This window comes from Burkholderia savannae, assembly GCF_001524445.2.
In the GTDB taxonomy this organism is placed as follows: domain Bacteria; phylum Pseudomonadota; class Gammaproteobacteria; order Burkholderiales; family Burkholderiaceae; genus Burkholderia; species Burkholderia savannae.
Genome location: NZ_CP013418.1, coordinates 129988 through 153210 on the forward strand (window position 1 = coordinate 129988; position 23223 = coordinate 153210).

A 23223-nucleotide genomic window follows, 5' to 3' on the forward strand; every position below is an offset into this window, starting at 1 on the left:
GGGGCGGCGCGGCCATGGATAAAGGCATTCTGAAGAACGTCGCGATCAATTTCTTCGGATTGATCCTGCCGACTTTCGTGTCGCTCGTGACGGTGCCCGCGTACATCAAGGCGCTCGGCGTCGAGCGCTACGGCGTCGTGAGCCTCGTGTGGACGCTGATCGGCTATTTCGGAATCCTCGATCTCGGCATGAGCATGGCCGCGCAGAACCACATCTCGAAGGCGCTCGCGAGCGGCGACGCGAAAGAGAGCGCGCGCGTGTTCTGGAGCGCGTTCTGGCTCAATCTCGCGACCGGGATCGCGGGCGGCCTTCTGATCTACTTCGGCGCGTTCCTGTACACCGCGTACTTCACGAAAGTATCGGTCGAACTGCAGCACGAGGTGTATCTCGCGCTGCCGTGGCTCGCGCTCGCGATTCCGCTCGCGAACGTGTCGTGGGTGTTCGCGGGCGCGATCAACGGCGCCGAGCGTTTCGGCGTGTTCAACACGAACCAGACGATCGGCACGTTCCTGTTCCAGCTGATGCCGCTCTTCGCCGCGTGGCTCGTCGCGCCGACGCTGCAGGTCGTGCTCGCGGCGGCCGTCGGCGCGCGCTTGATCGCCGCCGTGATGCTCGGCGCGGCGAGCATGAAGGTGCTCGGCATCCGCAGGATCGAGCCGCCGCAGCTCGGCACCGCGAAAGGGCTCTTCAATTTCGGCGGCTGGATGCTGATCGCGAGCACGACGAGCATGATCGCCGACACGCTCGACCGCGTGATGCTCGGCGCCGGGCTCGGCGCGAAGTACGTCACGTATTACACGGTGCCGCAGAACCTCGTCACGCGCCTGAACATGCTGCCGAACGCGCTCGTGCGCACGCTGTTTCCGCGGCTGTCGGCGCTCGGGCGCGATCACGCGGACACGCTCGTCAAGCAGTCGCTCGAATTCCTGAACGGCGTGTTCACGCCGATCGCGATCGCCGCGATCTTCGCGCTCGGGCCGTTTCTCGCGCTGTGGGTCGGCAGGGATCTCGCGGAGCTGTCGGCGCCCGTCGGGCGCGTGCTCGTGATCAGCGTGTGGCTCGTCGGCCAGGCGAGCGTCACGCGCATCCTGATCCAGTCGCAGGTCAACCCGGCGCGCGCGGCGGCCGCGGGCCTCGCGCAGATGCCGTTCTTCGTCGGCGCGCTGTGGGTCGGCATCCATCATTTCGGGCTGATCGGCGCGGCCGTCGTCGTCGCGGCGCGCGCGCTCGTCGATTACGGCGTGCTGCTGTATCTGTCCGCGATCCGGATGCGCGCGATCGCGCTCGACATGTTCGCGCACCTCGCATTCCTGCTGGCGAGCCTGTACGTCGCGCCCGCGCTGCCGGGCCTGGCCGCCGCGATCGCCGGATGCGCGGCGGCGGTCGCGCTGAACGTCGGCTGGTCGATCACGATGACGCCCGGCATGCGCGCGCTCGCGCGCAGCGTGCTCGTGCGCCTGAACTCGAGGAAGAGCGTATGAATCGCGATCTTGCAGAACATCCGTTGCAACGCGCCGCGACGTTCCAGGACGTCGAGCGCGCCGCGCGCGACGCGCGCGTCGCCGATGCGCCGCCGCCCCCGCTCCGTGCGCGCGATGCGGCCCGGCCGCTGCGCGTCGCGATCGTCCATGACTGGCTCGTCACCTACGCGGGCGCCGAGCGCGTGCTCGAGCAGATCGTCGCGTGCTTTCCGGACGCGGATCTCTTCAGCCTCGTCGATTTTCTCGACGACCGCACGTTCCTGCGCGGCAAGCCGGTCACGACGTCGTTCATCCAGAAGCTGCCGTACTCGCGCACCAAGTACCGCAGCTACCTGCCGCTGATGCCGCTCGCGATCGAGCAGCTCGACGTGTCCGCTTACGATCTCGTCATTTCGAGCAGCCATGCGGTCGCGAAGGGCATTCTCACCGGGCCGGACCAGGTGCACGTGAGCTACGTGCATTCGCCGATCCGCTATGCGTGGGACCTGCAGCATCAGTACCTCGAACAATCGCAGTTGACGCGCGGGGTCAAATCGGCGCTCGCGCGGCTGATCCTGCATTACATCCGCAACTGGGACGTGCGCACGTCGAATTCGGTCGACCGCTTCGTCGCGAACTCGGCGTTCATCGCGCGGCGCATCCACAAGGTCTATCAGCGCGACGCGGCGGTCGTGTTTCCGCCCGTCGACGTGGACGCGTTCACGCTGTCGACGCACAAGGAAGACTTCTATCTGACCGCGTCGCGGATGGTGCCGTACAAGAAAATCGATCTGATCGTCGACGCGTTCGCGCAGATGCCCGAGCGGCGGCTCGTCGTGATCGGCGACGGCCCCGACATGCGCAAGATCCGCGCGAAGGCCGCGCCGAACGTCGAAATCATGGGCTATCAGCCGTTCTCGGTGCTGCAGGACCGGATGCGCCGCGCGAAAGGGTTCGTGTTCGCGGCCGAGGAGGATTTCGGGATCTCGGTCGTCGAGGCGCAGGCGTGCGGCACGCCCGTCATCGCGTTCGGCAAGGGCGGCGCGCTCGAGACGGTGCGCGACGCGGCGTCGCACGAACGGCCGACCGGCGTGTTCTTCGACGAGCAGAGCGTGCGCGCGATCGTCGAAGCGGTCGACGATTTCGAGCGTGCGCCGGGCCGTTTCACGCCGGAGGACTGTCGCGCGAACGCCGAGCGGTTCTCCGCCGCGCATTTCCGCCGGCGCTTCGTCGCGCAGATCGATGCGCTCCTGCCGAACGCGCAGGCGCGCGCGAAGCGCGCGGACGCGACGCGGCCGAGCGGCCGCGCGGCGCTCGCGGCGAGCGGCCTGAAGACGCTCGTGCTCGACCAGAGCGGCGTGCTGGGCGGCGCCGAGCTGTCGCTGCTCGAGATCATGAAGCATCTGCGCGATTCGGCCGACGTCGTGCTGTTCGACGACGGCCCGTTTCGCGCGGCGCTCGACGAAGCGGGCGTGCATGTCGACGTCGTCGGGCAGCGCGCGCTAGCGGGCGTGCACAAGCAGGGCGGCGTGTCGCTGCGCGCGGCGGGCAGCCTGCTCGCGCTCGTGCGCGAGGTGGCGCGCCGCGCGCGCGAGTTCGACGTGATCTACGCGAACACGCAGCGCGCGATGGTGGTCGGCGCGCTTGCCGGGCGGCTCGCGCGCAAGCCGGTCGTCTGGCATTTGCGCGACATCGTCAGCGACGCGCATTTCGGCCCGAAGCAGCGGCTCGCGATCAAGCAATGCGCGCGGCTCGGCGTGACGCGCGTGATCGCGAACTCGGACGCGTCCGCGCAGGCGTTCCTCGCGCTGACGGGCTTCGATCGCCGCGCGGTGCAGGTCGTCTTCAACGGGATCTCGGCCGAGCCGTTCGTCGCGCTGGAACCGGTGCGCCAAGCCGCGCTGCGCGTGCGTTTCGGCCTGCCGGCCGATGCGTGGATCGTCGGCTCGTTCAGCCGGCTCGCGCACTGGAAGGGGCAGCACGTGCTGCTCGAGGCGGCGCGGCTTTATCCGGACATGCACGTCGCGCTCGTCGGCGCGCCGCTGTTCGGCGAGGACGAATACGCGGCCGAGCTGCGCGGCTTCGTTGCGCTGCACGGGCTTGGCGAGCGCGTGCATTTCCTCGGCTTTCAGCGCGACGTCGCCGCGTGCATGAAGGCGGTCGACGTCGTCGCGCACACGTCGATCACGCCCGAGCCGTTCGGCCGCGTGATCGTCGAGGGAATGCTCGCGAAGCGGCCGGTCGTCGCGGCGCGCGCGGGCGGCGTCGTCGAGATCGTCGACGACGACGTGAACGGCCTGCTCTGCGAGCCCGGCGACGCTCATGCGCTCGCCGATGCGCTCGCCGCGCTGCGCACCGATGCGGTGCTGTGCGAGCGGCTCGTCGCGAGCGGTTACGACACGGCGGTGAGCCGTTTCGGTACGCGGACCTATGTCGAGCAGGTCGAGCGGATTCTCGTCGAGACTGCGCGGCGGCGGTGAAACCGGTTTGCCGTGAGCGGACGGTCGGGCGGGGTTCGGGCGGGTCGGCGCGGGCTCTTGTGCGACTCGCTTGTCGTTTGTCGCTTGCCATGTCGGCATGTGCCGGCACATGCCGTCACGCGTCGATGCGATGAGGAGCCGAGCGCGCGCTGTCGTCGTGGTCGCGCAATGGACGCCGCCGTGCCGACTGTGGAAATGCCGATTGATCCGTTCCCGCGCTCTGTCGAGACTCGGCGGCCTTGCCCAAGCTCGACTGGTCTAAATTAGGCGAATCGCACAAACGCTGGCTCGAACGTTTGGGACAACCATGTCGCCGGCGCGCATCGCGCCCGCCATCCCACTTCGTTGCATGCGTCGCATCGAGGGCAGATGCGTGGATCGCGTCGTTATCGGCAATATCGCTGTCCCGACACCGGGATTGTTGCGTGGCTGTTCATGTCGCCGGGCAAAGCATCCGCCGGGCTCGCGCGGCCGTTTGACGTCGATTCGTTCGGCGGCGTTCGGTTCGGGGCGCGATGCTCCGCCGATATCCGATGCCAAGCGACGGACCAACCGCGGGCGGTCGGCGCTTCGGCGGCCGCGGATAAGGAAAGGCGCTCACATCGCCGCCGCCGTGCGCAGGCGCGATTGGCCGAACGATAAGGCGAATGTCGACGGCGTGGATTCGCACTCGCGCCGATCGGTGAGGATCGGCCGGCTGCATTCCATCTTCCGGGCCAAACGACGGACTGGCTGCTGGCCGCCGCGCTCCGACAGCGCGGTATCGGCGACGCCCGCCGCGTTGCCGCCGCGCCGCCGCCGCCGGGGCGCGGACACGCGACTCACCCGACGGCCAGGCGCATGCCGACGGCCTTGCCGCCGCTTCGCGACCCGGGCCTGCCCGCGAGTGCGCCCGGGCATCGGGCCCGCGCCGGCCCGCACACGGGCCGCGTGCCACCCGCGTCACCTGCGCCACTCGCACCACCCGTACCACCCGCGCGGCCCGTGCCGTCCGTCAAACCGGCATCCGCTGCTGCGCGGCCGCCGCGACGGCACGCTTCGGCTTGAGGTTCGTCGACCAGCGCATCGCCGGCAACTCGAACATTCGATAGAACAGATACGCGACGGGGATGACGGCCGCGATGAACATGAGCGACGGCCAGATCGACAACTGCAACTGCGAGCGATACAGCACCGACGCGAGGCACACGAAGAACGGCAGATGGATCAGGTACAGCGAATAGCTGAAATTGCCGAACCAAGACAGCGCCCGCATCGGCGCGGACGCCGACACGGGCCGCGCGAGCGCCGCGTACAGATAGCACGCGAAGCCTGCCGCCCAAAGCTGGAACGCGGCGTATTGCCCGAAGTGGAACGCGACGCAGCCGAGCGCGACGCCCGCCGCCGCGGCCACGTACCAGAGCCGCGACGGGGCGTGCGCGGCGTGCGCGTCGCGCCGCGCGCGAACGTCGGCGATCCACGCGCCGACCGTCCACGACAGCCAGTACGACGTGAAGAACTGCAGATCGTGCCGTTCGAGCAGCCATGCCGACGCGGCGTTGACGAGCGCGATCGCGACGACGACAGGCAGCATCCCGAAGCGGCGTCGCGCCGCGAAGAGGAGCGGGTAGATCGCGTAGAACTGCACTTCGAGCGACAGCGTCCACAGCGCGCCGTTCGACCCGTACGTGTAGCCCGCGACGCCCTGCAGCGACAGCAGGTTGACGACGAACGACGCGAGCCCGATGTCGCGGATCTTGTGGCTGACGGGCTCGAACTGCAGGCTGATCGAATCGAGCACGAGCGTCGCGATGAGCGCGGCGAGCAGCACCGGGTAGATCCGCGCGAAGCGGCGCGCCCAGAAATTCGGCGCGTTGAGCCGGTACGACGGATCGGCGGCGAGCTTGAGCGCGGCATTGCGGTGGATGCAATAGCCGCTGATCACGAAGAAGATCGGCACGCCGGCCGAGCCCCACGCGAACGGGAACGTCAGATAGCCGACGATCACGCTCGGGTCCAGCGCGTGGCCATACGTCCGATGGAAGCTCTGCATTCCGACCCACACGACCTGACGGCAGTGGAAATACGCGACGAGCAGCGCGGCGAAGCCTCGCAGCGCGTCGATCAGGTGTTCCTTGTGGTCGGTGGCGGGCGGCCGCGCACCCGGCGTCACGCTCGAAGCATTCATGCGGTCCGGTTCCTTGCAATGAGAAAGGCGCAAATGGCGCCATTCGATCGTAATCCGCAAGAAATCCGGGCGGGAGAATAAAAAAATCGCTTTCCGAATAAATGTAATTAATCGTATCCGTTCGTAACGCTTTTCACGTTGCGGCATGGAGGCAAATTATTTATCGATTTTTTTCTGATAGCTTGAGATCCCATGTCGATTGAAGGAAGGAGTCCACGATGGACATGCATTGGATCGCAAGCGGCGCCGTACTGCTCGTCATGGCCGTGTTGTCGGCGTATCGGGACGCGCTGAAGAACGAGCCGATCAACCGCTTCGGCTTTGGCCGCGGCGGCGCGCCTTATTCGGAGGAGTTCGAATAATTGAACGTGCCGGATCGAATCGGTAAATTGTCGCGAAGCACCCGGCAGGCCGGCAAGATCGACCGACTTCGCGACGATTATCCGAATATGCCTATATCCGGGCGGCCCTTTCATATTAATGAAAGTGGAACCGCGTCCAGCAGACTTTTATTCAGATTGATGTTTTGCCGGCGCGTCGGATGCCGATGCGCATCGTTCGTCGAGCGAAGCGGCGCGCGGCGTGCGACCCCGACATGTGACGCCCGGCCAATCGTCAACACTTTCGGGATGCGATCATGTTGAAAGTCACCAAAGCCGTGTTCCCCGTTGCCGGTCTCGGCACACGGTTTTTGCCCGCCACCAAGGCGAGTCCCAAGGAAATGCTGCCGGTCGTCGACAAGCCGCTGATCCAGTATGCGGTCGAAGAGGCGATCAACGCGGGCATCACCGAGATGATCTTCGTGACGGGGCGCAGCAAGCGCGCGATCGAGGATCACTTCGACAAGTCGTTCGAGATCGAGTCCGAGCTCGAGGCGCGCGGCAAGGAGAAGCTGCTCGAGCTCGTGCGCGGCATCAAGCCGAGCCATGTCGATTGCTTCTACGTGCGCCAGGCGGCCGCGCTCGGCCTCGGCCACGCGGTGCTGTGCGCGGAGAAGCTCGTGCACGGCGAGCCGTTCGCGGTGATCCTCGCCGACGATCTGCTGCACGGCGACCAGCCGGTGCTCAAGCAGCTCGTCGACGTCTTCAACCACTATCACAGCTCGGTGATCGGCGTCGAGACGATCGAGCGTGAAGACAGCCGCTCGTACGGCGTCGTCGAAGGCCGCGAGTGGGAAGAGGACATCATCAAGCTGTCGGGCATCATCGAGAAGCCGGCGCCCGAGCATGCGCCGTCGAATCTCGGCGTCGTCGGGCGCTACGTGCTGATGCCGAGCATCTTCGATCATCTGCGCAAGATCAAGCCGGGCGCGGGCGGCGAGCTGCAGCTGACGGACGCGGTGCAGTCGCTGCTGACCGAGGAGCAGGTGCTTGCATACCGCTATTACGGCACCCGCTTCGACTGCGGCAGCAAGCTCGGCTACCTGAAGGCGACCGTCGAGCTCGCGCTCCGGCATCCGGAAGTGGGCCGCGAATTCGAGGCGTACCTGCGCAACTGCCTGCCGGCGCTCGCCGCGGTTGCTTAGCATCCCCGTCTTCTGATTCTGACGTCCAAGGTGTGTGGTGGTTGTTCCGTTCGCCCCGGTTCGCACGAGCCGGGGCATTTTTGTGTCTGGGTTGTGTCTGGGGCGCACGGCGATGCAAGGCGGCGCGGCCGCGCGCGGGCGTCCCGAATTCGAACGGCTTTCGAGCGGCAGGGTGGCCGTGGCTGCTTGCCGGTGGAGATCGTCGGCCGCAAGCAGGGTATCGCCATGCAACCGCGCGCCGACTGACATCGCTCGCCCGCGGCGGCTGTCCGGCATTCCGCCGATTGATCCCGCTTCATCGCGACCGCGTCGCGACGTTGCCGCTAGCCGAAACGCGAGCGCTGCCGGAATGAACGCATGATCGCGGGCGGCGCAGCGTAAAGCCGCGCTTGAACCGCGATTCGCAGCAGGATGGCGTCATCGCGCCGAGCGGGGCGACGTCGAGCGAACGGACCCGAGGTCGCGCGGTCGCGCATGCGTGTATGCGTGTATGCGTGTATGCGGGCGCGCGTCCCAACTCTCCGTCCCGACCGATCCGCCGTTCGTCATCCGAAGCCTGCCTCGCCATGCGTGGCGCGGTGTGCGTGTGCATCGACGCGCCGATCGCGGCCCGCGCCGCAGTCGCGCACCGATTCGACCGCGCCGCCGCCGCCGCGCCGCCCGCACGCGGCTGCCCGCACGCGGTGGTCTCCGCACGGTAGTCCGCATGTCGCGCGCGTCCGATCGACGCCTGTCACCGCGCGACCGCGCGTTCGTGTCGCATGCGTTTGCTGTACGACGCGGCTCGCAACGGCCCTTGGCCGCCGCGAGCGCGTCCATTGCGGCATCGCGTCCGTCACCGCGCGGCCGCGCGCTCGCGCGGCGCGAACCGCCGCCGCAAGGCGGCTTCGAGCGGCTTCTTGTAGTCGAGCACACGCTTTTCCAGGTACTGCCATGAAAGGTGCGCGAGCAGCACGGACAGCGCGAACTGCAGGATTTCAGGCAGTATGTCCTGCAGCGAATGCGGCACGCGTAGCCGCTCGTAGATGCGCGGCATCACGCCGATGCGCTCCGGGATCAGGTTGTGAAACAGATAGAAACCGTAGCTGATCGTGCCGAGGTACGCGATCGGCGCCCATTCGAGCAGCGCGACGGCCGGATGTTCGGGACGGCTCACGATCCAGAACAGCACGATGCCGATCGACACGCCGAGGCCGATGTCCGCGAGGCCGCTCGCCGTCGCGGAAAGCGGCGCGGCCCACAGTGTCAGCGTCGAGCAGAACGCGACGCCCGCCGCGCCGGCCCACGGCATCAGCGCGCCGAGCACGCCTTCGGGCGCGGTCACGCCGCCGCTGCGCAGAATGCCGCCGACGCCGCCGAGCGCGATCAACGCGAAATTCCACGGCGAGAACGCGTAAATGAGCACGGGCGACGCGTGTTGCAGATAGAGCAGTAGATGCGCGGCCGCGGCGAGCGCGATGCCCGCCGCGCACAGCGCGAGATGGCGCGACGCGCGGGTGGAGAGCAGCGCGATCGGCGCGATCAGGTAGAACTGCTGTTCGACGGCGAGGCTCCAGAAATGCGACGTGGTGCCTGGCCAGCCCTCCTTGACGGCGCCGATCCAATAGTCCGACAGAAACACCGCATGCCAGCGCAGCCCGAGGTCGACGTCGTGCTGATAGAGGTGGTGATGCGCGATCGCGAGCGCGGCGAGCAGCAGATAGTAGACGGGCAGGATGCGCAGCGCGCGCTTGCCCGCGAACAGCCAGAACGCGTAGCGGCGGCACGATGCGCCGCGCTCGATCGCGAGCCGGCTGCGGTGCAGCTCGCCGACGATCAGCAAGCCGCTGATGAGGAAGAACGCCCAGACGCCGATCTGGCCGACGTCGAGCGCGCCGAAGTGCGCGCGGTGCGACAGGAAGACGAGTGTGACGGCGACGGCGCGCAAACCGTCGAGCCCTCTAACGTGTTTGACTGCGCGCATTCCAAATCCCAAACGATGCGATGCCGGCGGACAGTATAGGAATGCAAATGTCGAACATAATTCGCTCGAGCGAATCGATGCGCGACGCAAAAAGCGCTGCGCACACGGGTCGAAACGACTTCCGTAGTCAGCGGCGCGCAACAAAACCTGCGGGAAACCCGTGGATAACGCATAAAAGTGCTGCACGAAGCGGCGCGGCGCTTGTAGAATCCGGCGTTGAAGCTCGCATGTCGCGCGCTTCGTGTATCCAACGACCACACCTGGTAGGAGAAACATGGCGACTTCCGCAAAAAAGGTGGCTAAGAAGGCTGCCGCACCGGCCAAGAAAGTGGCTGCCAAAAAAGCAGCGCCCGCGAAGAAAGTAGTGGCCAAGAAGGCTGTCGCGAAGGCGCCCGCCGCTCCGACGCCGCTGAAGGACAAGTTCACGAAGGCTTCGCTCGCAACGCACATCGCCGAGCGCGCGACCGTCGAACTGAAGGCTGTCAAGGCAGTGCTCGCGGCACTCGAGAACGTCGTGCTGGGCTCGATCCACAAGAAGGGCGCAGGCGAGTTCACGCTGCCGGGTCTGCTGAAGATCACGGCGCAAGCCGTGCCGGCGAAGAAGAAGCGCTTCGGCAAGGACCCGTTCACGGGCGAAGAGCGCTGGTTCCCGGCGAAGCCGGCCAGCGTGCGCGTGAAGGCTCGCGCGCTGAAGAAGCTGAAGGACGCGGCAGCGTAAGGACGGCGTGCGGCTTGCCGGAATCGTCCGGTAGCTGCGATAGTCCGAAAAAGTCCCCGCGTGCGAAAGCGCGCGGGGATTTTTTTGTCTGTGCGCGGCGTGACGTGATGTGGCGTGATGCGATGCCGTGTGGGCGCATGGGTGTGCGGACGTGTAGACGTGCGGGCGTGCAGACGTGGACATGCGCGCGCGCGGACGTGCTGCGGCGCGATTCGGCCTGATTCGGAGTGGTTCGGCGTGATTGGACGCGACGCGGTGCGGTGCCGCGATAGTCCGCCTCGATGCGACGAGGCGCGAGGAAGGGGCGAGGAAGGGGCGAGGAAGCGGCGAGGAAGCGGCGAGGAAGGCGGCTGGCGATGCGCAGCCGGTCACGCGCGAGCGCCGCGAATGCCGTCGAATGCCGTCGCGAATGGACATTGTCTGACGTAGCCGGTAGCGGCGATCGCGGAGACGTCGCGGCGAGACAGCGAGACATGCGTCTCTCGATTGCCGCCGATCGACGGGCCGATGCCGTGACGATGCGATGCCATGTCGTCGCGTGATGCTCGACGGCGGGCTGCCGGCAGCGTGACGTTCCGCGTGCGTCGTGCGGCGCACGCAAGAGCGAGCTGAGCGCCGGCTGCTTGGTGAAAGGGCCGCCGAGCGATCGAAGCGCCGAGTCGTCGACGGTCGAATGAGCCGGTGCGGCGAGCGCGTGGCGATCGGCGGCCGGCGTGCGCGATCTGCGAGTGTCGGCCTGCTGGTGTCGACCTGCGAGCATCGACCTGCGAGCATCGACGACACATCGATGCGCGGCACACGACGTACACGCATGCGACGCGGATTCATTTCGAGATTGCGTGCGGGGGGAGGCGCGCCGCCAAGCGCCTCGCTTCGCGCTTGCATCGGCAACGCGCTGCACGGAGCGATCGGGAGGTGACGCGCGTGGTTCCGTGACGCAGCTCGCGCGAGCGCGAAACCGCGCGCGGCCCGATTGCGAACGACGACGGTCGTCGTCGCGCGGCGTCGTTTGCGTCGAATCGGCACGCGCATGCGCTGCACCGTCCGTCGGCAGCCGAACGCCTGAATCGTCGATCGATGCCGGACGCGTCGGGCGTGCCGGGACGTATGTGGCGCGGTGCAATGAAGTGCCGGCGCAAGTTCGGCATGGCGTTTTGCGCCGTTCGCGAGCGTCATGCAGGCACGCGACCGAATTCATGCATGCGGCTGACGCCCGGGACATGTGGCCACGGAACGCATGCGGCGCCGGGCGGAGGTGTCGCGCATGCCGCGCGATCGCGGCAAGGCCGATGGGCGCCGGGCGATCATTGATGTCGTCGATTGGTTGCGTACTCGCGGAGCCGGAAGGCGCGGATGAAAGGCTTGCATCGGCAGCCGCCACGGCGATTGATGGTCGATCGATCCTGCGTTCGTCGAGCAAGCCGGCTCATATCCGGTCAGATGTGATGAAGCGTCGGCATACGATCGGCGCGGCGTCGCGCAACACCAGCGAGCGGCATATGGAGGCGCTGCCGGGAACCCATCGACCGCGCGGTCGCGCTCGGAGGTTTGCTGCGCGGAAAGCGTGTGCGGCAACTGACCGGCAGACCGGCAGACCGGCAGACCGGCAGACCGACAGACCGACAGACCGACAGACCGACAGACCGACAGACCGACAGACCGACAGACCGACAGACCGACAGACCGACAGACCGACAGATCGACAGATCGACAGATCGACAGATCGACGGGATGACTTGACAACAGGGCGCGACGGCGCATCTTGCCGGTCGACTCTTCCGTTCTCGACTCGTCGCCGGCTGCGTCGCGCGTCGGCCGGCTCGCGGCGGTGAAGCCGAGGGCTCACGGGCGCGCCATGGCGGCCTTGCCGGCGCCGCGAGCGAGGCGCAGGGGTGCAGGCCCCAGGAGCCTGACCGAAGCCATCGGAGCGCGTATAGTGCTTGCTGCGTGTAATCCTCTTGCGAAAAGCCTTGCGGCCCGACGCAGCCATGTGCATGCAAACAGGAGCCATGCTCGCCCGGATCGATCCCGATCGGCGATGCCGTCTCCATGACGATCCCCCAAAAGGAAACAGCCCGATCAGCGTAAGCCGATCGGGCTGTTTCGGCCATCAGGCCGGCCATCTCATCAAGCCGGCCGTCCGCATGGGCGTTCGGGCCGGCTTTGCGGTCGCGGCCCGCGACGCCCGAAGGCGCCGCCGAGCCGCTGCCCGCAGCTGCGCTTAGAACTTGTGGCGCAGGCCGAGCGCGACCATCTCTTGCGACTTCGTACCGTTGACGCCGTACGAGCCGATCGATGCTTGCGCCGATTGCGTCGTCGTCGCGTCGAGGCGCTGCGTGCCGCTCGCGTGCTGGTAGGCGCCGGCGAGGTACACGTCCGTGCGCTTGGACAGCGCGTAGTCCGCGCCGAGCGACACTTGGTGGTACTTCGCATCGGTGTCGCCGCTCGCCTTCGTGTATGCATAGCCGAGGCCGAGCAGTATTGCCGGCGTCGCCTGGTACGTCACGAAGCCGCGGCCCGTGTTGTACTTCTCGGTCGACGAGAAGCCCGAGAAGCCGTCCGGCTTGTATTGCGAGTTGCTGTAGCCGAGGCCGACCGTGACCGGGCCGAACACGTACTGGCCTGCCACTTGGGCGATGCCGATCGACTTCGCGCTCGTGTAGCCGGAGTTGATCGCGCCGTCGAAGATCGCGTCGGACGAACCGCTCCACGTCGAGCGCACGCCGCTCGCCGGCGACGGGTTCGACGTGTAGAAATAGCCGGCGGCGACGCCGATCGGGCCGTTGTTGTAAGCGGCGGCTGCCGACCACGTCTGGCCTTGGCCGGGCGAACCCGCGATGCCGCTGAAGCCGTACAGGGCTTCGAACTGGAAGCCGGCGAACACGGGCGACGTGTACTTGACCGTGTTGTTCACGCGCAGGCTGTTGTCGTTGTTGTCGACGTCGCCCGGCGTGGCGAACAGGCTGCCGAAGTAGTTGTCCGCGGTGACCGGCTGAACCAGGTCGACGAGCGGATCGTACTGGCGGCCGAGCGTCAGCGTGCCGTATTGATCGCTTTGCAGACCGACGAACGCCTGGCGGCCGAACATGCGCTTGCCTTGGCCGAGCGTGCCGTCGTTCGAGTTGAAGCCGTTTTCCAACTGGAAGATCGCCTTCAGGCCGGCGCCGAGGTCTTCGGTGCCCTTCAGGCCCCAGCGGCTGCCTTGCAGGTTGCCGCTGCCCATCAGCCACGCGTTGTTGGCCTTGCCATCGTTGCCGTGGACGTAGGTGATCGACGTGTCAATCACGCCATACAGCGTGACGCTGCTTTGAGCCTGAGCTGCACCGGCGGCGCCCAGCAGGGCGAGCGAGAGGGTAGACAGAGCAAGTTTCTTCATCGAGTTATTTCTCCACGCGAGTGAGTCGTTATTTGTTGCGGATTGGAGAATAGCGCACTGCACCAGACGCAAGAAATCCAAAAAAATAAAGTGTCTCAAAAAGGTGACAGCGACGGAAAGTCGTTTTATATCAACTAGATAAGAGATTGTTTCGATTCGGGGAGCGACGGAGGATTGTTGCGGTGCGATTGTTGCGGAAACGAACGTTGCCCCCGTGTAGCCATGCCTTTTCGACCTGTTTCCGCAACGAAATCTAGGTGGGCAAACGTTTGCGCGTGCGAGGCGAACCACGGCGGCGATCGATGTGCGCGCGGCGGCCTCGACCGGATGCGGCGCGACGCGGTTGCGTCGTGGCGCTCGGTGCGCGGATGCGTCGAGCCGAACGTTTGCGTGCGCGCAAGAACCGGAAAGGCGGGCGTAAGGAGCGGGCCGTACCGAGAGAGGCGGCGGTTTGGCGCGTCAATCGCGCGAGTCGCTGCGTGCCGTCGCGGCCTTTCCGCCGATTTCGGCTTCGGCCTCGGCCTCGGCCGAGAGGGCGTCCGACGCGTGCGCCGCGCCGCGCGCCGCCGCGAACTCCGCGCCGAGCAGCAGCACCGCGGCCGAGAAGTACAGCCACATCAGCAGCACCGCGAACGATCCCGCCGCGCCGAACGCGCTCGCGGTGCCCGCGTGCGCGAGGTACAGCGCGAACAGCTTCTTGCCCGCCGAGAACAGCACGGCGGAGACGATGCCGCCCGTCATCGCGTCGCGATTCGATACGCGTGCGTCCGGCAGGAACTTCATCAGCGTGCCGAACGCGAACGCGAGCACCGCGATGCCGATCGAGAACTGCAGCAGATTGCCGATCACGACGTACGGCGACGCGCCCCACAGCCAGCGGCCGATGAACGTGATCGCGGTGTCGAGCACGAGCGACACGATCAGCAGGAACGCGACGCCGAGCACCAGCCCGAACGAGATCAGCCGCACCCGCACGAGGCCGAGCACCGAGGATGCGCGTGTGCCGGTGGCGGGCCAGATCACGCTGAGCGCCGTGTTGAGCGACGCGAACGTCGCCGATGCGCCGAGCGCGAGCATCGCGAACGAGATCAGCGCCGCGAGGCCGCCGCGGCTGCCGCTGCGGTGCGCGCTCTCGACGATCGTCTGCACGCCGGCCGCCGCCTCGTTGCCGATCAGCTCGTGCACGTGGCTGAATACCTCGCCGCGCGCGGCGTCGGCGCCGAAGAACCAGCCGGCGACCGCGATCACCATCACGAGCGTGGGCGCGAGCGAGAACGCCGAATAGAACGCGATGCTCGCGGCCATCGCGGCGCAGCGGTCGGAGGAGAAGCGTTTGAACGCGTTGACCGCCCAGTTGACGTTGTGGCGGACGAGCTTGTGCGGTTGCTGTGGAATCAAGGGTTTCATGGATTGCGCGTACGGGCGCGAACATGGTGGGCGCGCCGGAGTCGTTTGCCGTTCTTGCGTCGGACGCCGGCCGATGAGAAAAGTTTATTCAATCCGGCGAACACGGGCGACGGCACGGGGCGCAGGGGCCGGACGCGCGTGGCTTTGCTGCGCCTTCGGGGCGGCGGGCGCGTGCCGTCGCGGTTCGCCGTCGCGGGCGCGGAGGCGGCCGCCGCTCGCCGCGCGGTCAATCGGGCTCGGGCAGATCGAGACGCCGGACGTCGCCGTTGTCGGGCGTCGCGCTTTCGTGAAACAGGTCGCCGAGATATTGGCCGAGTTCTTCGGCTTCGAGGAAATCGGGAATGACGAAATGCGCGGGACGACGCTTGCCGTCCGAGCCGGGATAGAACGGCACCCAGCGATCCTGCGCGCGTTCGACGAGGATCTGCTTGCCGAATACGTCGAAGCGGAGAGTCGTCATGCGTGGGGCTCCCGAAGGTTGGGCGTTTCGGCCTCGTGAGCCGCGGTGATCGTTCGCGCGGCTTTCATGCCTGTACGCGCGCTGCGCGAACGATGGCGTTCTTGCCGCGGCGCGCGCTTGCTCGACGCGAACGCGGCCGCAACGCGACGTTAGCAGAAAATCGCCCTGTGATGCGCTCGATGCGTCGGTGCATTCGACGGGTTTGATGTTCTCCATTCTCCGGCTGCTCCGGTTGCTCCCGCTGCTCCCGCTGCTCCCGCTGCTCCGGATGCTGCGGATGCTGCGGATGCTGCGGATGTTGCGGATGTTGCGGATGCGCTCGACGTGCTCGGCGGCGTCGATGCCGTGCATGCGCTATGCAAAGCATCGTGTGGCGCATAACGATGGAACGCATTCGTCGTTTCCGCCGACGCGGCGTTGCGATACGCTGCTGACGCCCGCAACGCCCGCAACGCCCGCAACGCCCGCAACGCCCGCGACATGCCGCGACATGCAGCGACCAACGCACCGCCGAAACATGCTCGGCAAATGCAACGCCGACGCCAATCGCAACGGCGGCGGGGCTGTCGCGCGCCGCGCTGCCGGAGCGTCGCCGGCAATGCGGCGGCACCGCACCGCGGCACCACCGCACCGCGGCGCGGCAACGGCAACGGCAACGGCAACGGCAACGGCGCGCCGCGTGCCGCCGCCCCGAGCGTTCGCCGGCGATTGCCGGTAAGCTTCATGACACCATCCCGTTCCCGCCCAGGCCGCCGCAGGCCGATGCCGACCATGACCGACACCTCCCGCTTTCGAAATCCCATCCGCAGCGAAGTCGATCTCGACGCGAACGGCAAGCATGCCGGCTATCTGCGCCTGCCGCACTCGGTCCATCGTTCGGCGTACGGATGGATTCCGATTCCGGTCGTGTCGATCCGCAACGGCAGCGGCCCCGTCGTGCTCGTGATGGCCGGCAATCACGGCGACGAGTACGAAGGGCAGATCGTCGTGTCGCGCATCGTGCGGGAGATCGATGCGGCGCATGTCGCCGGGCAGTTGATCTTCCTGCCGATGGCGAACTTTCCGGCGGCGGACGCCGGCGCGCGCGTGTCGCCGATCGACGGCGGCAACCTGAACCGCAGCTTCCCCGGCGACCCCGCCGGCGCGCCGACCGCCGTGATCGCCGACTACATCGAGCACACGCTGCTGCCGCGCGCGCAGTATTTGATCGATCTGCATTCGGGCGGCAGCTCGCTGCTCTATCGAGGCGGCAACATGCTCGCGCTCGAGCCGCGCGACGCGGCGGAGCGCGCGCGCGTACGCGAGTTGCTCGCCGCGTTCGGCCTGCCGCGCGCGTTCCTGCACGCGCCGAATCCGGTGCATGCGTCGTCGGCCGCGCGCCGGCAGGGCGCGATCTCGATCCTGACCGAACTGGGCGGCGGCGGCATGGCCGACCCGGCGTTGATCCGCGACGCGCGTCGCGGGCTGCTGCATTTTCTCGGTTTCGTCGGCGCGCTGCGCGGCCCGCTCGTGCCGGACAGTCCGCCCGCGACGACACGCTTCATGCGGGTGGGCGGCGCGCATCACTATGTCTATGCGTACGACAGGGGGCTCTACGAGCCGCTCGTCGAGCTCGGCGCGCGCGTGCACGCGGGGCAGCCCGCCGCGCTGATCCATTTTCCCGATACGCCGCTGCGCGAGCCCGTCACGCAGTGCTTCGCGAGCGACGGCGAAGTCGTCTGCAAGCGCGTGCCCGCGCAGGTGCGGCGCGGCGATTGCCTGTTTCAGCTAGCGCAAGACGACGCGTCGGCGTGATCGTGCGGGTGCGTGCGCCCGGGCGAGCGTGGCGACGCGAACGCGTCGCGGAGGATTCGATGCGGCCGACGTCGCGACGGCGCGCCACGCATCGCGACACGCTGCGGTGCCCTGCGCCCTGCGCCTCTTACGCCTTACGTCGGGCGCTGGCGCGTGACTGCCCGCGATGGGCAACGTGAAGAGACGCGAATCGCGAATTGCACGGCGCACGGCGGCGAATCGCATGCTGCGTCCCGCGTCTCGCCGCGCGCGTCAGGGCGGGCCGTTCGGCAATCCGCTCGAGGCTTTCAAGGCGCGCGGCCGTCCCTTTCTCGACCCGCGCCGTTTCCGGATCTCGATGCGGCGGTCGACGGGCGACTCGTCGGTCCGAACGCGCGCGGCGGCTCCGCTGCCGACGCCCGCTCACCCGCGGCGAAGCTGTACGGCGGCCATGGGCCGGACACATAGAGCGGCAAGGCGGTGCGGCGCGCCGTTTGCCGGCATCGCTCGACGAAATCGTCGAGCGTCGCTTGCCTAACGAGAAAGCACAGGCTCGCGAAGCCTTCCACCTGTCCGTCGAACCGCCAGTCGCGGTACAGGTCGCGAAGCGCCGCCGCGATGCGTTCCCCGTGCGACAGCGCGACGGAATTGGGCGCCGCGCGAGCGGCAAGATAGGCGTGGCCGGGGCCGCCTGCTTGCGGGTGCGGCCGCGCGTGCCGCTCGTCGGGAGGCCGAAATCTCAGCCCCATTTCGACGCAGCCGTCGATTCGCTGCAGTAGATCGCGATACGTATCGCTTTCGTCGTCGAGCCACTCGCGCACGGCTCGCTTGTCGTCGAGGCAAGTGGGAAAGCGCATCGGCACGACGGCGCCGTGCCGGAAGAGCGTCGCCACGGTCTCGCCGAACGCGAGCGCCGCCGGTATCGTCGCGGATGGCGCCCGAGCGTGCTCCGAGACGACGGTGCGCAGGTGCGCGCCGTCCACGATTTCGAGCCGTGCGCCGTCCACGCCCGACGGCAGCGCGAAGGAACCCTTTTGCGTCAGCACGGCGTAGGTCAGCCAGACCATGTCGTCTCTTCGGCGAGCGGGGCGCAAAAGCTGTACGGCGGCCAGGGCCCGGAAAAGTCGAAATGCAATCCCCGTGCGGCGAACTCGGCGTCGACGGCTTTCGCTTGCCGACGGAATGCCTGGACATCGCGGTTTCGCACGAGGAACGCCCAGTTCGCGACGATTTCGTTCGGTGAATCCGAGGCCCGCGACGGCCGGCTGCACATCTGCACCGCGTGGCGCTGCAATCGCGCCGAGACGGGCGGCACGCTTTGCTCGAGCCAGCCGCGCAGATTGTGCCCGGCCCGGGCCTGAAGCTGCCGCTCGCGCAGATAATGGGTGCCCGTCGCGCGGGCGGCCCATTCGGGTTCTTCGGCGCGAAGCAGCGCGGCTTGCGAGTCGGTGGCCGCTCGCCGATCGAGCCAGCCTTTGACCGCCCACTCCGTCTTGCCGTCGACGAGATCGAGAACGCGGCTGATGTGCGCGTGAGCGCTTTGCATCGATGCGATGACCCGGTCGGCACTGGAAAACAGCGCGCCGAACTGGGCCGGAAAGACCGGCGAATATCGCATCGTCCACTCGATCACCGCGGCATGAATGGCCACGCGGCCGGCGATCCAGGCCGGGTCCGTCAGCCGCCGCTCGGCGTCGGCTCCGGCAAACTCGCTGCGCGACGCGTCGCAGAGCACCGCGGCCAGATCCCCGTCGCGCAGCAGTTGCAGCCGCGGCTCGCCAGGCGGCCTCGTCGCCCATGCCGGGGCGAGGCGCTCGGCGCGCGCGAAGCAAAACAGATAAAGGGCGGCGTTCATTGCGTTTGCTTGCGCCGCTGGCTTGCTTCCTGGATCGCATCGTCCAGGTCCGCGGCGCTCAGGTGCAGCCGCGCTGGATCGCGGATGTCCGCGGCGAGCGCGCGCCGCACCGCCGACAGCGCCGCGCGGCGGCATACCGACGCGATCTCGGCCGCGGAGAACCCGCTGCTCGCCTCCGCCAGCCAGTCGCCGGTCACGTCGGCGGCGAGCGGCTTGCGGCGCAGGTGCACGTCGAAAATCTCGCGGCGCGCGGCCGGGTCGGGCAGCGCGATCTCGACGATCTCGTCGAAGCGGCCGGGCCGCAGCACGGCCGGATCGAGCATGTCGATGCGGTTCGTGGCGGCGAGCACCATCACGCCTTTGAGCTCCTCGATGCCGTCGAATTCGGCCAGAAACTGCGACAACAGGCGCTCCGGCACGTGCGCGCCGCTGGCGCCTTCGCCGCGTCGGGGCGCGAGCGCATCGATTTCGTCGAAAAACAGCAAGCAGGGCGCCGCGTGCCGCGCTTTGCGGAACACGTCGCGCACGCCTTTTTCCGATTCGCCGATGTATTTCGACATCAACTCCGGCCCTTTGACCGGAATGAAATTGACGCCGCACTCGTTGGCCGCGGCTTTCGCGAGCCAGGTCTTGCCGCAACCGGGCGGGCCGACGAGCAAGATGCCCTTGGAGGGCTTGGCGCCCGCGCGAGTCAGCAGCTCCGGATACCTGAGCGGCCACTCCAGCGCCTCGATCAACTGCGCCTTCGCGTTGCCGAGGCCGCCGACGTCCTCCCAGCGCACGTTGGGAACCTCGACGAAGACTTCGCGAATCGCCGACGGGTCGATCTCGGCCAGCGCGGACAGGAAATCGTCCATGTTCACGACGAGGCGATCGAGCTGCTCGTAGGAAATCGTGCGCAGGCCGAGATCGAGTGTCGACATGAGCCGGCGCAGGCAAAGCATGGCCGCCTCCTTGCACAGCGCCTCGAGATCCGCGCCGACGAAACCGTGCGTGATGTCGGCGAGACGATCCAGGTCGACGTCGGCCGCGAGCGGCATGCCGCGACTGTGGATTTCGAGCACTTCGAGACGGCCGTTGCGATCGGGAATCGGAATCGCGATCTCGCGATCGAAACGGCCCGGCCGGCGCAACGCCGGATCGAGCGCGTTCGGCAGATTGGTGGCGGCGATCACGATGACTTGCTGGCGGCCGTTCAGCCCGTCCATCAACGCCAGCAGCTGCGCGACCACGCGCTTTTCCACCTCGCCGACGACCGTTTCGCGCTTGGGCGCGATCGCGTCGATTTCGTCCAGAAAAACGATGGCGGGCGCCTTGCGCGCGGCTTCCTCGAAGATCTTGCGCAGGTGCGCCTCCGATTCGCCGTAGAACTTGTGGATGACTTCGGGGCCCGACACCGAGAAGAAGGCGGCGTCGCATTCGTGCGCGATGGCCCGTGCGATCAGCGTCTTGCCGCAGCCCGGCGGGCCGTACAGCAACACCCCTTTGGGCGCGTCGACGCCGAGCCGCTCGAAGACTTCGGGATAGCGCAGCGGCAGCTCGATCATTTCGCGGATGCGCATCAATTGCGGCTTGAGGCCGCCGACATCCTCGTACGACAGCGACGGGGCGACCACCGCGGGTTCGCCTTTCGCGGGCCGCCCGATCGACAGCTCGGTGTTCGGGCCGATCAGCACCGGTCCGCGCGGCGTGCAGCTCGTCACCTTGAAATCCGCGTTGCGGCTGCCGAACAGCGTCGCGCGGATGCGGTCGCCCTCGATCACCGGCAGGCCGTCGAGCAGGCCCGCGATGTAGTCGAGATCGCCCGGCGCGGGGGCGGCGTTGATGGGGGTCAGCTGCACCAGGTTCGCCGCACGCGCGGCCACCTTTTTCAGCGTGACGGTCTCGTCGATGGCGGCGCCCGCGTTGCCGCGCACGACGCCGTCCAACTGCACGCGCGACTGGGCGCGCAGCTCCTTGTGCGCGAGCATCGCCTTGCATACGGTGGCGCGCTTGCCGCGCACCTCGACCAGGTCGCCCACGGCCGCGTCCAGCAGGATGAGGTCCTCCGGCCCCATGCGCGCGAGCGCGCGCCCGACGTCGCGGGCGTTGCCCTCCGTCACGCGGAGCTCGAGCCCGGTCTGTTCCGCTTTGTCCATGGTCGCCTCAGTCCGTGCACCGGATTTCGAGAATCCCGTTGTTGCACCCGAACTGCATCTGGTCGCGCGTGTACGGGCGCGGCAACTGCACTTCCTTGATGTATTTTTTGGGGCGGTGCTCGGCGACGATCGTGAGCACGTCGTCCTGGACATCGAGTCTCACGTCTTCCAGGCTCACGCCCGGCATCTCGGCCACCACGAGCGTATGGTCGCTCTCCTCGAACACGTCCACGATCGGCTCGATGACTTCCTGCACCACCGCGTGGCCGGATTTGTCCTTGCGGATGTTGCCGAACGGCTCGACCGAGACTCGGTCCTTGTCCTGTCCCAAGCCGACCTTGATGTTGATGCCGTAGACACCGCGGATGCCCGCATCGGTCGCGCGCTCCTTCAGCAACTGAAGTTCATTGCCGGTCTGGGCCAGTTCGTTGAGCTTCTCCACCAGGTTCACGATGCCCGACATGATGCCTTCGAAGCCACTGGCCGATTCTTTCGCTCCGTCACGCTTGGTCTTCATCGTCGACTCCTCGGAATTCGATGCGGTATTCCTTGACCTTCGAATGGATGGTCTTGTAGTCGACTTGCAAGACTCGTGCCGCTTGGGCCTTGTTGCCGTGCGTCGCCTGCAACACCTGTTCGATGACCCGCCGCTCGATGTCGGCGATATTGCGTCGTACCACCTCCTTCAGGGACAGTCCTTCCCAGCCGAATTCCGTCAGCGGCGCCGCGTGCTTGCCGGACGATGCGATATTGAGGTGAGCCGGCTGCACGACATCGCCGGCGACGAGAACGGCTTGCCGGATCGAGTTGCGCAACTGCCGGACGTTGCCCGGCCACGGGTGATTCAGCAAGAGCTCGCAGGTGGCGTCGGCGAACGTGACGGCGGGCTTGTCCAGTTCCGCGCAGGTTTGCGCGGCGAAGTGCTGCGCGAGGTAGAGGATGTCGTCGCGCCGTTCGCGCAGCGGCGGGACGTGAATCACGAATTCGGACAGCCTGAAGAAGAGGTCGCTGCGGAAGCCGCCTTCGAGCGCCTTTTGCTCGACGTCTTCGTTGGCGGCGGCGACGATGCGCACGTCCAGCGGCAACGGCGTGTTGCCGCCCACACGATACAGCGTGCGCTCCTGGATCACGCGCAGCAGCTTCGCTTGCGACGCGAGCGGCAGGTTGGCGATCTCGTCGAGAAACAGCGTGCCGCGGTTCGCCGCCGAGAACTTGCCGGGCTTGGCGATGGCCGCGCCGGTGAACGCGCCTTTTTCGTAGCCGTAGAGTTCCGATTCGAGCAGCTGCTCCGGTATCGCGCCGCAGTCGATCGCGACGAACGGCGCCGCGCGCCTTCCGCTGCCGCGGTGGATCGCGCGTGCAACCAGTTCCTTGCCCGCGCCGCTTTCGCCGAGGATCAGCACTGAAAACGTGCTTTTCGCCACGAGCCCGATCCGTGCGATCAGGCGGGCGACGGCTTCGCTCGGCCCCATGCTCTCGCACAGGCTGGCGGCCACCGAAGGCTCGCTGCTCCGGCCGCCGCCGTTCGTGAGCGCCGTTCGGATCGCGCTCATCAGGACGTCGTCGTCGACCGACTTCGACACGCAGTCCTGGACGCCCTCGCGCATTGCGCCGATCGCGCCCTGCACGTCCGGCTGGTCGGTGAGCACCACCGCCGGCATCTGCGGCGTCTGCCGCCGGATCGCGTGCAGCAGGTCGAGCCCGCTCATGTCCAGCAGGCGGTCGTCGAGCACCACCGCATCGGAGCGCTGTTGCTCCAGGGTTCGGAGCGCCGCGTAGCCGGTTTGCGCGGACACGGCGTCGAGGCCCGCGCCGCGCAGCAGCTGCGTCAGCCGCGAGCCGAAAATCGGCTCGTTGACGATCAGCACGCGCGCCGGCAGCGCACTTGGAACCGAGTTCAT

The 23223-nt window shown here is 67.4% G+C and carries 17 protein-coding genes; 7 read left to right on the top strand and 10 right to left on the bottom strand.

Annotated elements, in window-relative coordinates:
• Nucleotides 1-14: 14 nt before the first annotated feature.
• Both WS78_RS21370 and WS78_RS21375 read left to right on the top strand, forming a co-directional pair.
• Nucleotides 15-1481, top strand: coding sequence for an oligosaccharide flippase family protein (locus WS78_RS21370; RefSeq protein ID WP_059576243.1), 1467 nt, complete (start codon nt 15-17; stop codon nt 1479-1481).
• A complete protein-coding gene (locus tag WS78_RS21375) occupies nt 1478-3940 on the top strand; it encodes a glycosyltransferase (protein ID WP_059576240.1) in 2463 nt (820 codons plus the stop codon). The genes WS78_RS21370 and WS78_RS21375 overlap by 4 nt, the downstream gene beginning before the upstream one ends.
• A 994-nt stretch (nt 3941-4934) precedes the next feature.
• On the opposite strand, the gene WS78_RS21385 is transcribed toward WS78_RS21375, so the two are convergent.
• Nucleotides 4935-6107: an acyltransferase family protein gene (locus WS78_RS21385; protein WP_059576234.1), complete on the bottom strand. Its 1173-nt coding sequence runs from the start codon at nt 6105-6107 to the stop codon at nt 4935-4937.
• 218 nt (nt 6108-6325) lie between these two features.
• Here WS78_RS21385 and WS78_RS37190 point away from each other — a divergent pair, with 218 nt between their 5' ends.
• Together WS78_RS37190 and galU are read left to right on the top strand one after the other, a co-directional pair.
• Nucleotides 6326-6469 (top strand): hypothetical protein, encoded by a 144-nt coding sequence (locus WS78_RS37190; RefSeq protein WP_009915643.1) that lies wholly within the window; start codon nt 6326-6328, stop codon nt 6467-6469.
• Nucleotides 6470-6744: 275 nt separating this feature from the next.
• On the top strand, nt 6745-7632 hold the full coding sequence (gene galU, locus WS78_RS21395) for a UTP--glucose-1-phosphate uridylyltransferase GalU (protein WP_038743581.1): 888 nt from the start codon (nt 6745-6747) through the stop codon (nt 7630-7632).
• A gap of 835 nt (nt 7633-8467) precedes the next feature.
• On the opposite strand, the gene WS78_RS21400 is transcribed toward galU, so the two are convergent.
• Nucleotides 8468-9595: an acyltransferase family protein gene (locus WS78_RS21400; protein ID WP_059576231.1), complete on the bottom strand. Its 1128-nt coding sequence runs from the start codon at nt 9593-9595 to the stop codon at nt 8468-8470.
• A gap of 274 nt (nt 9596-9869) precedes the next feature.
• On the opposite strand from WS78_RS21400, the gene WS78_RS21410 reads away from it, so the two are divergent.
• Nucleotides 9870-10313: an HU family DNA-binding protein gene (locus WS78_RS21410; protein WP_038743586.1), complete on the top strand. Its 444-nt coding sequence runs from the start codon at nt 9870-9872 to the stop codon at nt 10311-10313.
• Nucleotides 10314-12534: 2221 nt separating this feature from the next.
• Here WS78_RS21410 and WS78_RS37710 read toward each other — a convergent pair.
• From WS78_RS37710 to WS78_RS21420, 3 genes are all read right to left on the bottom strand, one after another.
• On the bottom strand, nt 12535-13689 hold the full coding sequence (locus WS78_RS37710) for a porin (protein WP_038743590.1): 1155 nt from the start codon (nt 13687-13689) through the stop codon (nt 12535-12537).
• Between the two features lie 459 nt (nt 13690-14148).
• On the bottom strand, nt 14149-15096 hold the full coding sequence (locus WS78_RS37715) for a YihY/virulence factor BrkB family protein (protein ID WP_059576229.1): 948 nt from the start codon (nt 15094-15096) through the stop codon (nt 14149-14151).
• Nucleotides 15097-15322: 226 nt separating this feature from the next.
• The gene (locus tag WS78_RS21420; RefSeq protein ID WP_059576226.1) at nt 15323-15556 is read right to left on the bottom strand and encodes a DUF7661 family protein; all 234 of its coding nucleotides are present in this window, start codon (nt 15554-15556) and stop codon (nt 15323-15325) included.
• 205 nt (nt 15557-15761) lie between these two features.
• Here WS78_RS21420 and WS78_RS36125 point away from each other — a divergent pair, with 205 nt between their 5' ends.
• The gene (locus WS78_RS36125; protein WP_059576223.1) at nt 15762-16274 is read left to right on the top strand and encodes a hypothetical protein; all 513 of its coding nucleotides are present in this window, start codon (nt 15762-15764) and stop codon (nt 16272-16274) included.
• Nucleotides 16275-16327: 53 nt separating this feature from the next.
• Nucleotides 16328-17350, top strand: coding sequence for a succinylglutamate desuccinylase/aspartoacylase family protein (locus WS78_RS21430; RefSeq protein WP_059576220.1), 1023 nt, complete (start codon nt 16328-16330; stop codon nt 17348-17350).
• A gap of 287 nt (nt 17351-17637) precedes the next feature.
• Here the strand turns inward: WS78_RS21430 and WS78_RS21435 are convergent, their stop codons facing one another.
• The 5 genes from WS78_RS21435 to WS78_RS21455 are packed head-to-tail and all read right to left on the bottom strand — an operon-like array spanning nt 17638 to nt 23223.
• Nucleotides 17638-18396, bottom strand: coding sequence for a GvpL/GvpF family gas vesicle protein (locus WS78_RS21435; RefSeq protein WP_059576217.1), 759 nt, complete (start codon nt 18394-18396; stop codon nt 17638-17640).
• Nucleotides 18384-19184, bottom strand: coding sequence for a GvpL/GvpF family gas vesicle protein (locus WS78_RS21440; RefSeq protein ID WP_059576215.1), 801 nt, complete (start codon nt 19182-19184; stop codon nt 18384-18386). Before WS78_RS21440 ends, WS78_RS21435 begins: the two co-directional genes overlap by 13 nt.
• Complete coding sequence (locus WS78_RS21445; RefSeq protein WP_038743599.1) at nt 19181-21322, bottom strand: CDC48 family AAA ATPase; 2142 nt, start codon at nt 21320-21322, stop codon at nt 19181-19183. The genes WS78_RS21440 and WS78_RS21445 overlap by 4 nt, the downstream gene beginning before the upstream one ends.
• A 7-nt stretch (nt 21323-21329) precedes the next feature.
• Nucleotides 21330-21839, bottom strand: a complete 510-nt coding sequence (locus WS78_RS21450; protein ID WP_038743601.1) for an Hsp20/alpha crystallin family protein — start codon at nt 21837-21839, stop codon at nt 21330-21332.
• Entirely contained in the window at nt 21823-23223 is a 1401-nt protein-coding gene (locus WS78_RS21455; RefSeq protein WP_038743603.1) for a sigma-54-dependent transcriptional regulator, read from the bottom strand. Before WS78_RS21455 ends, WS78_RS21450 begins: the two co-directional genes overlap by 17 nt.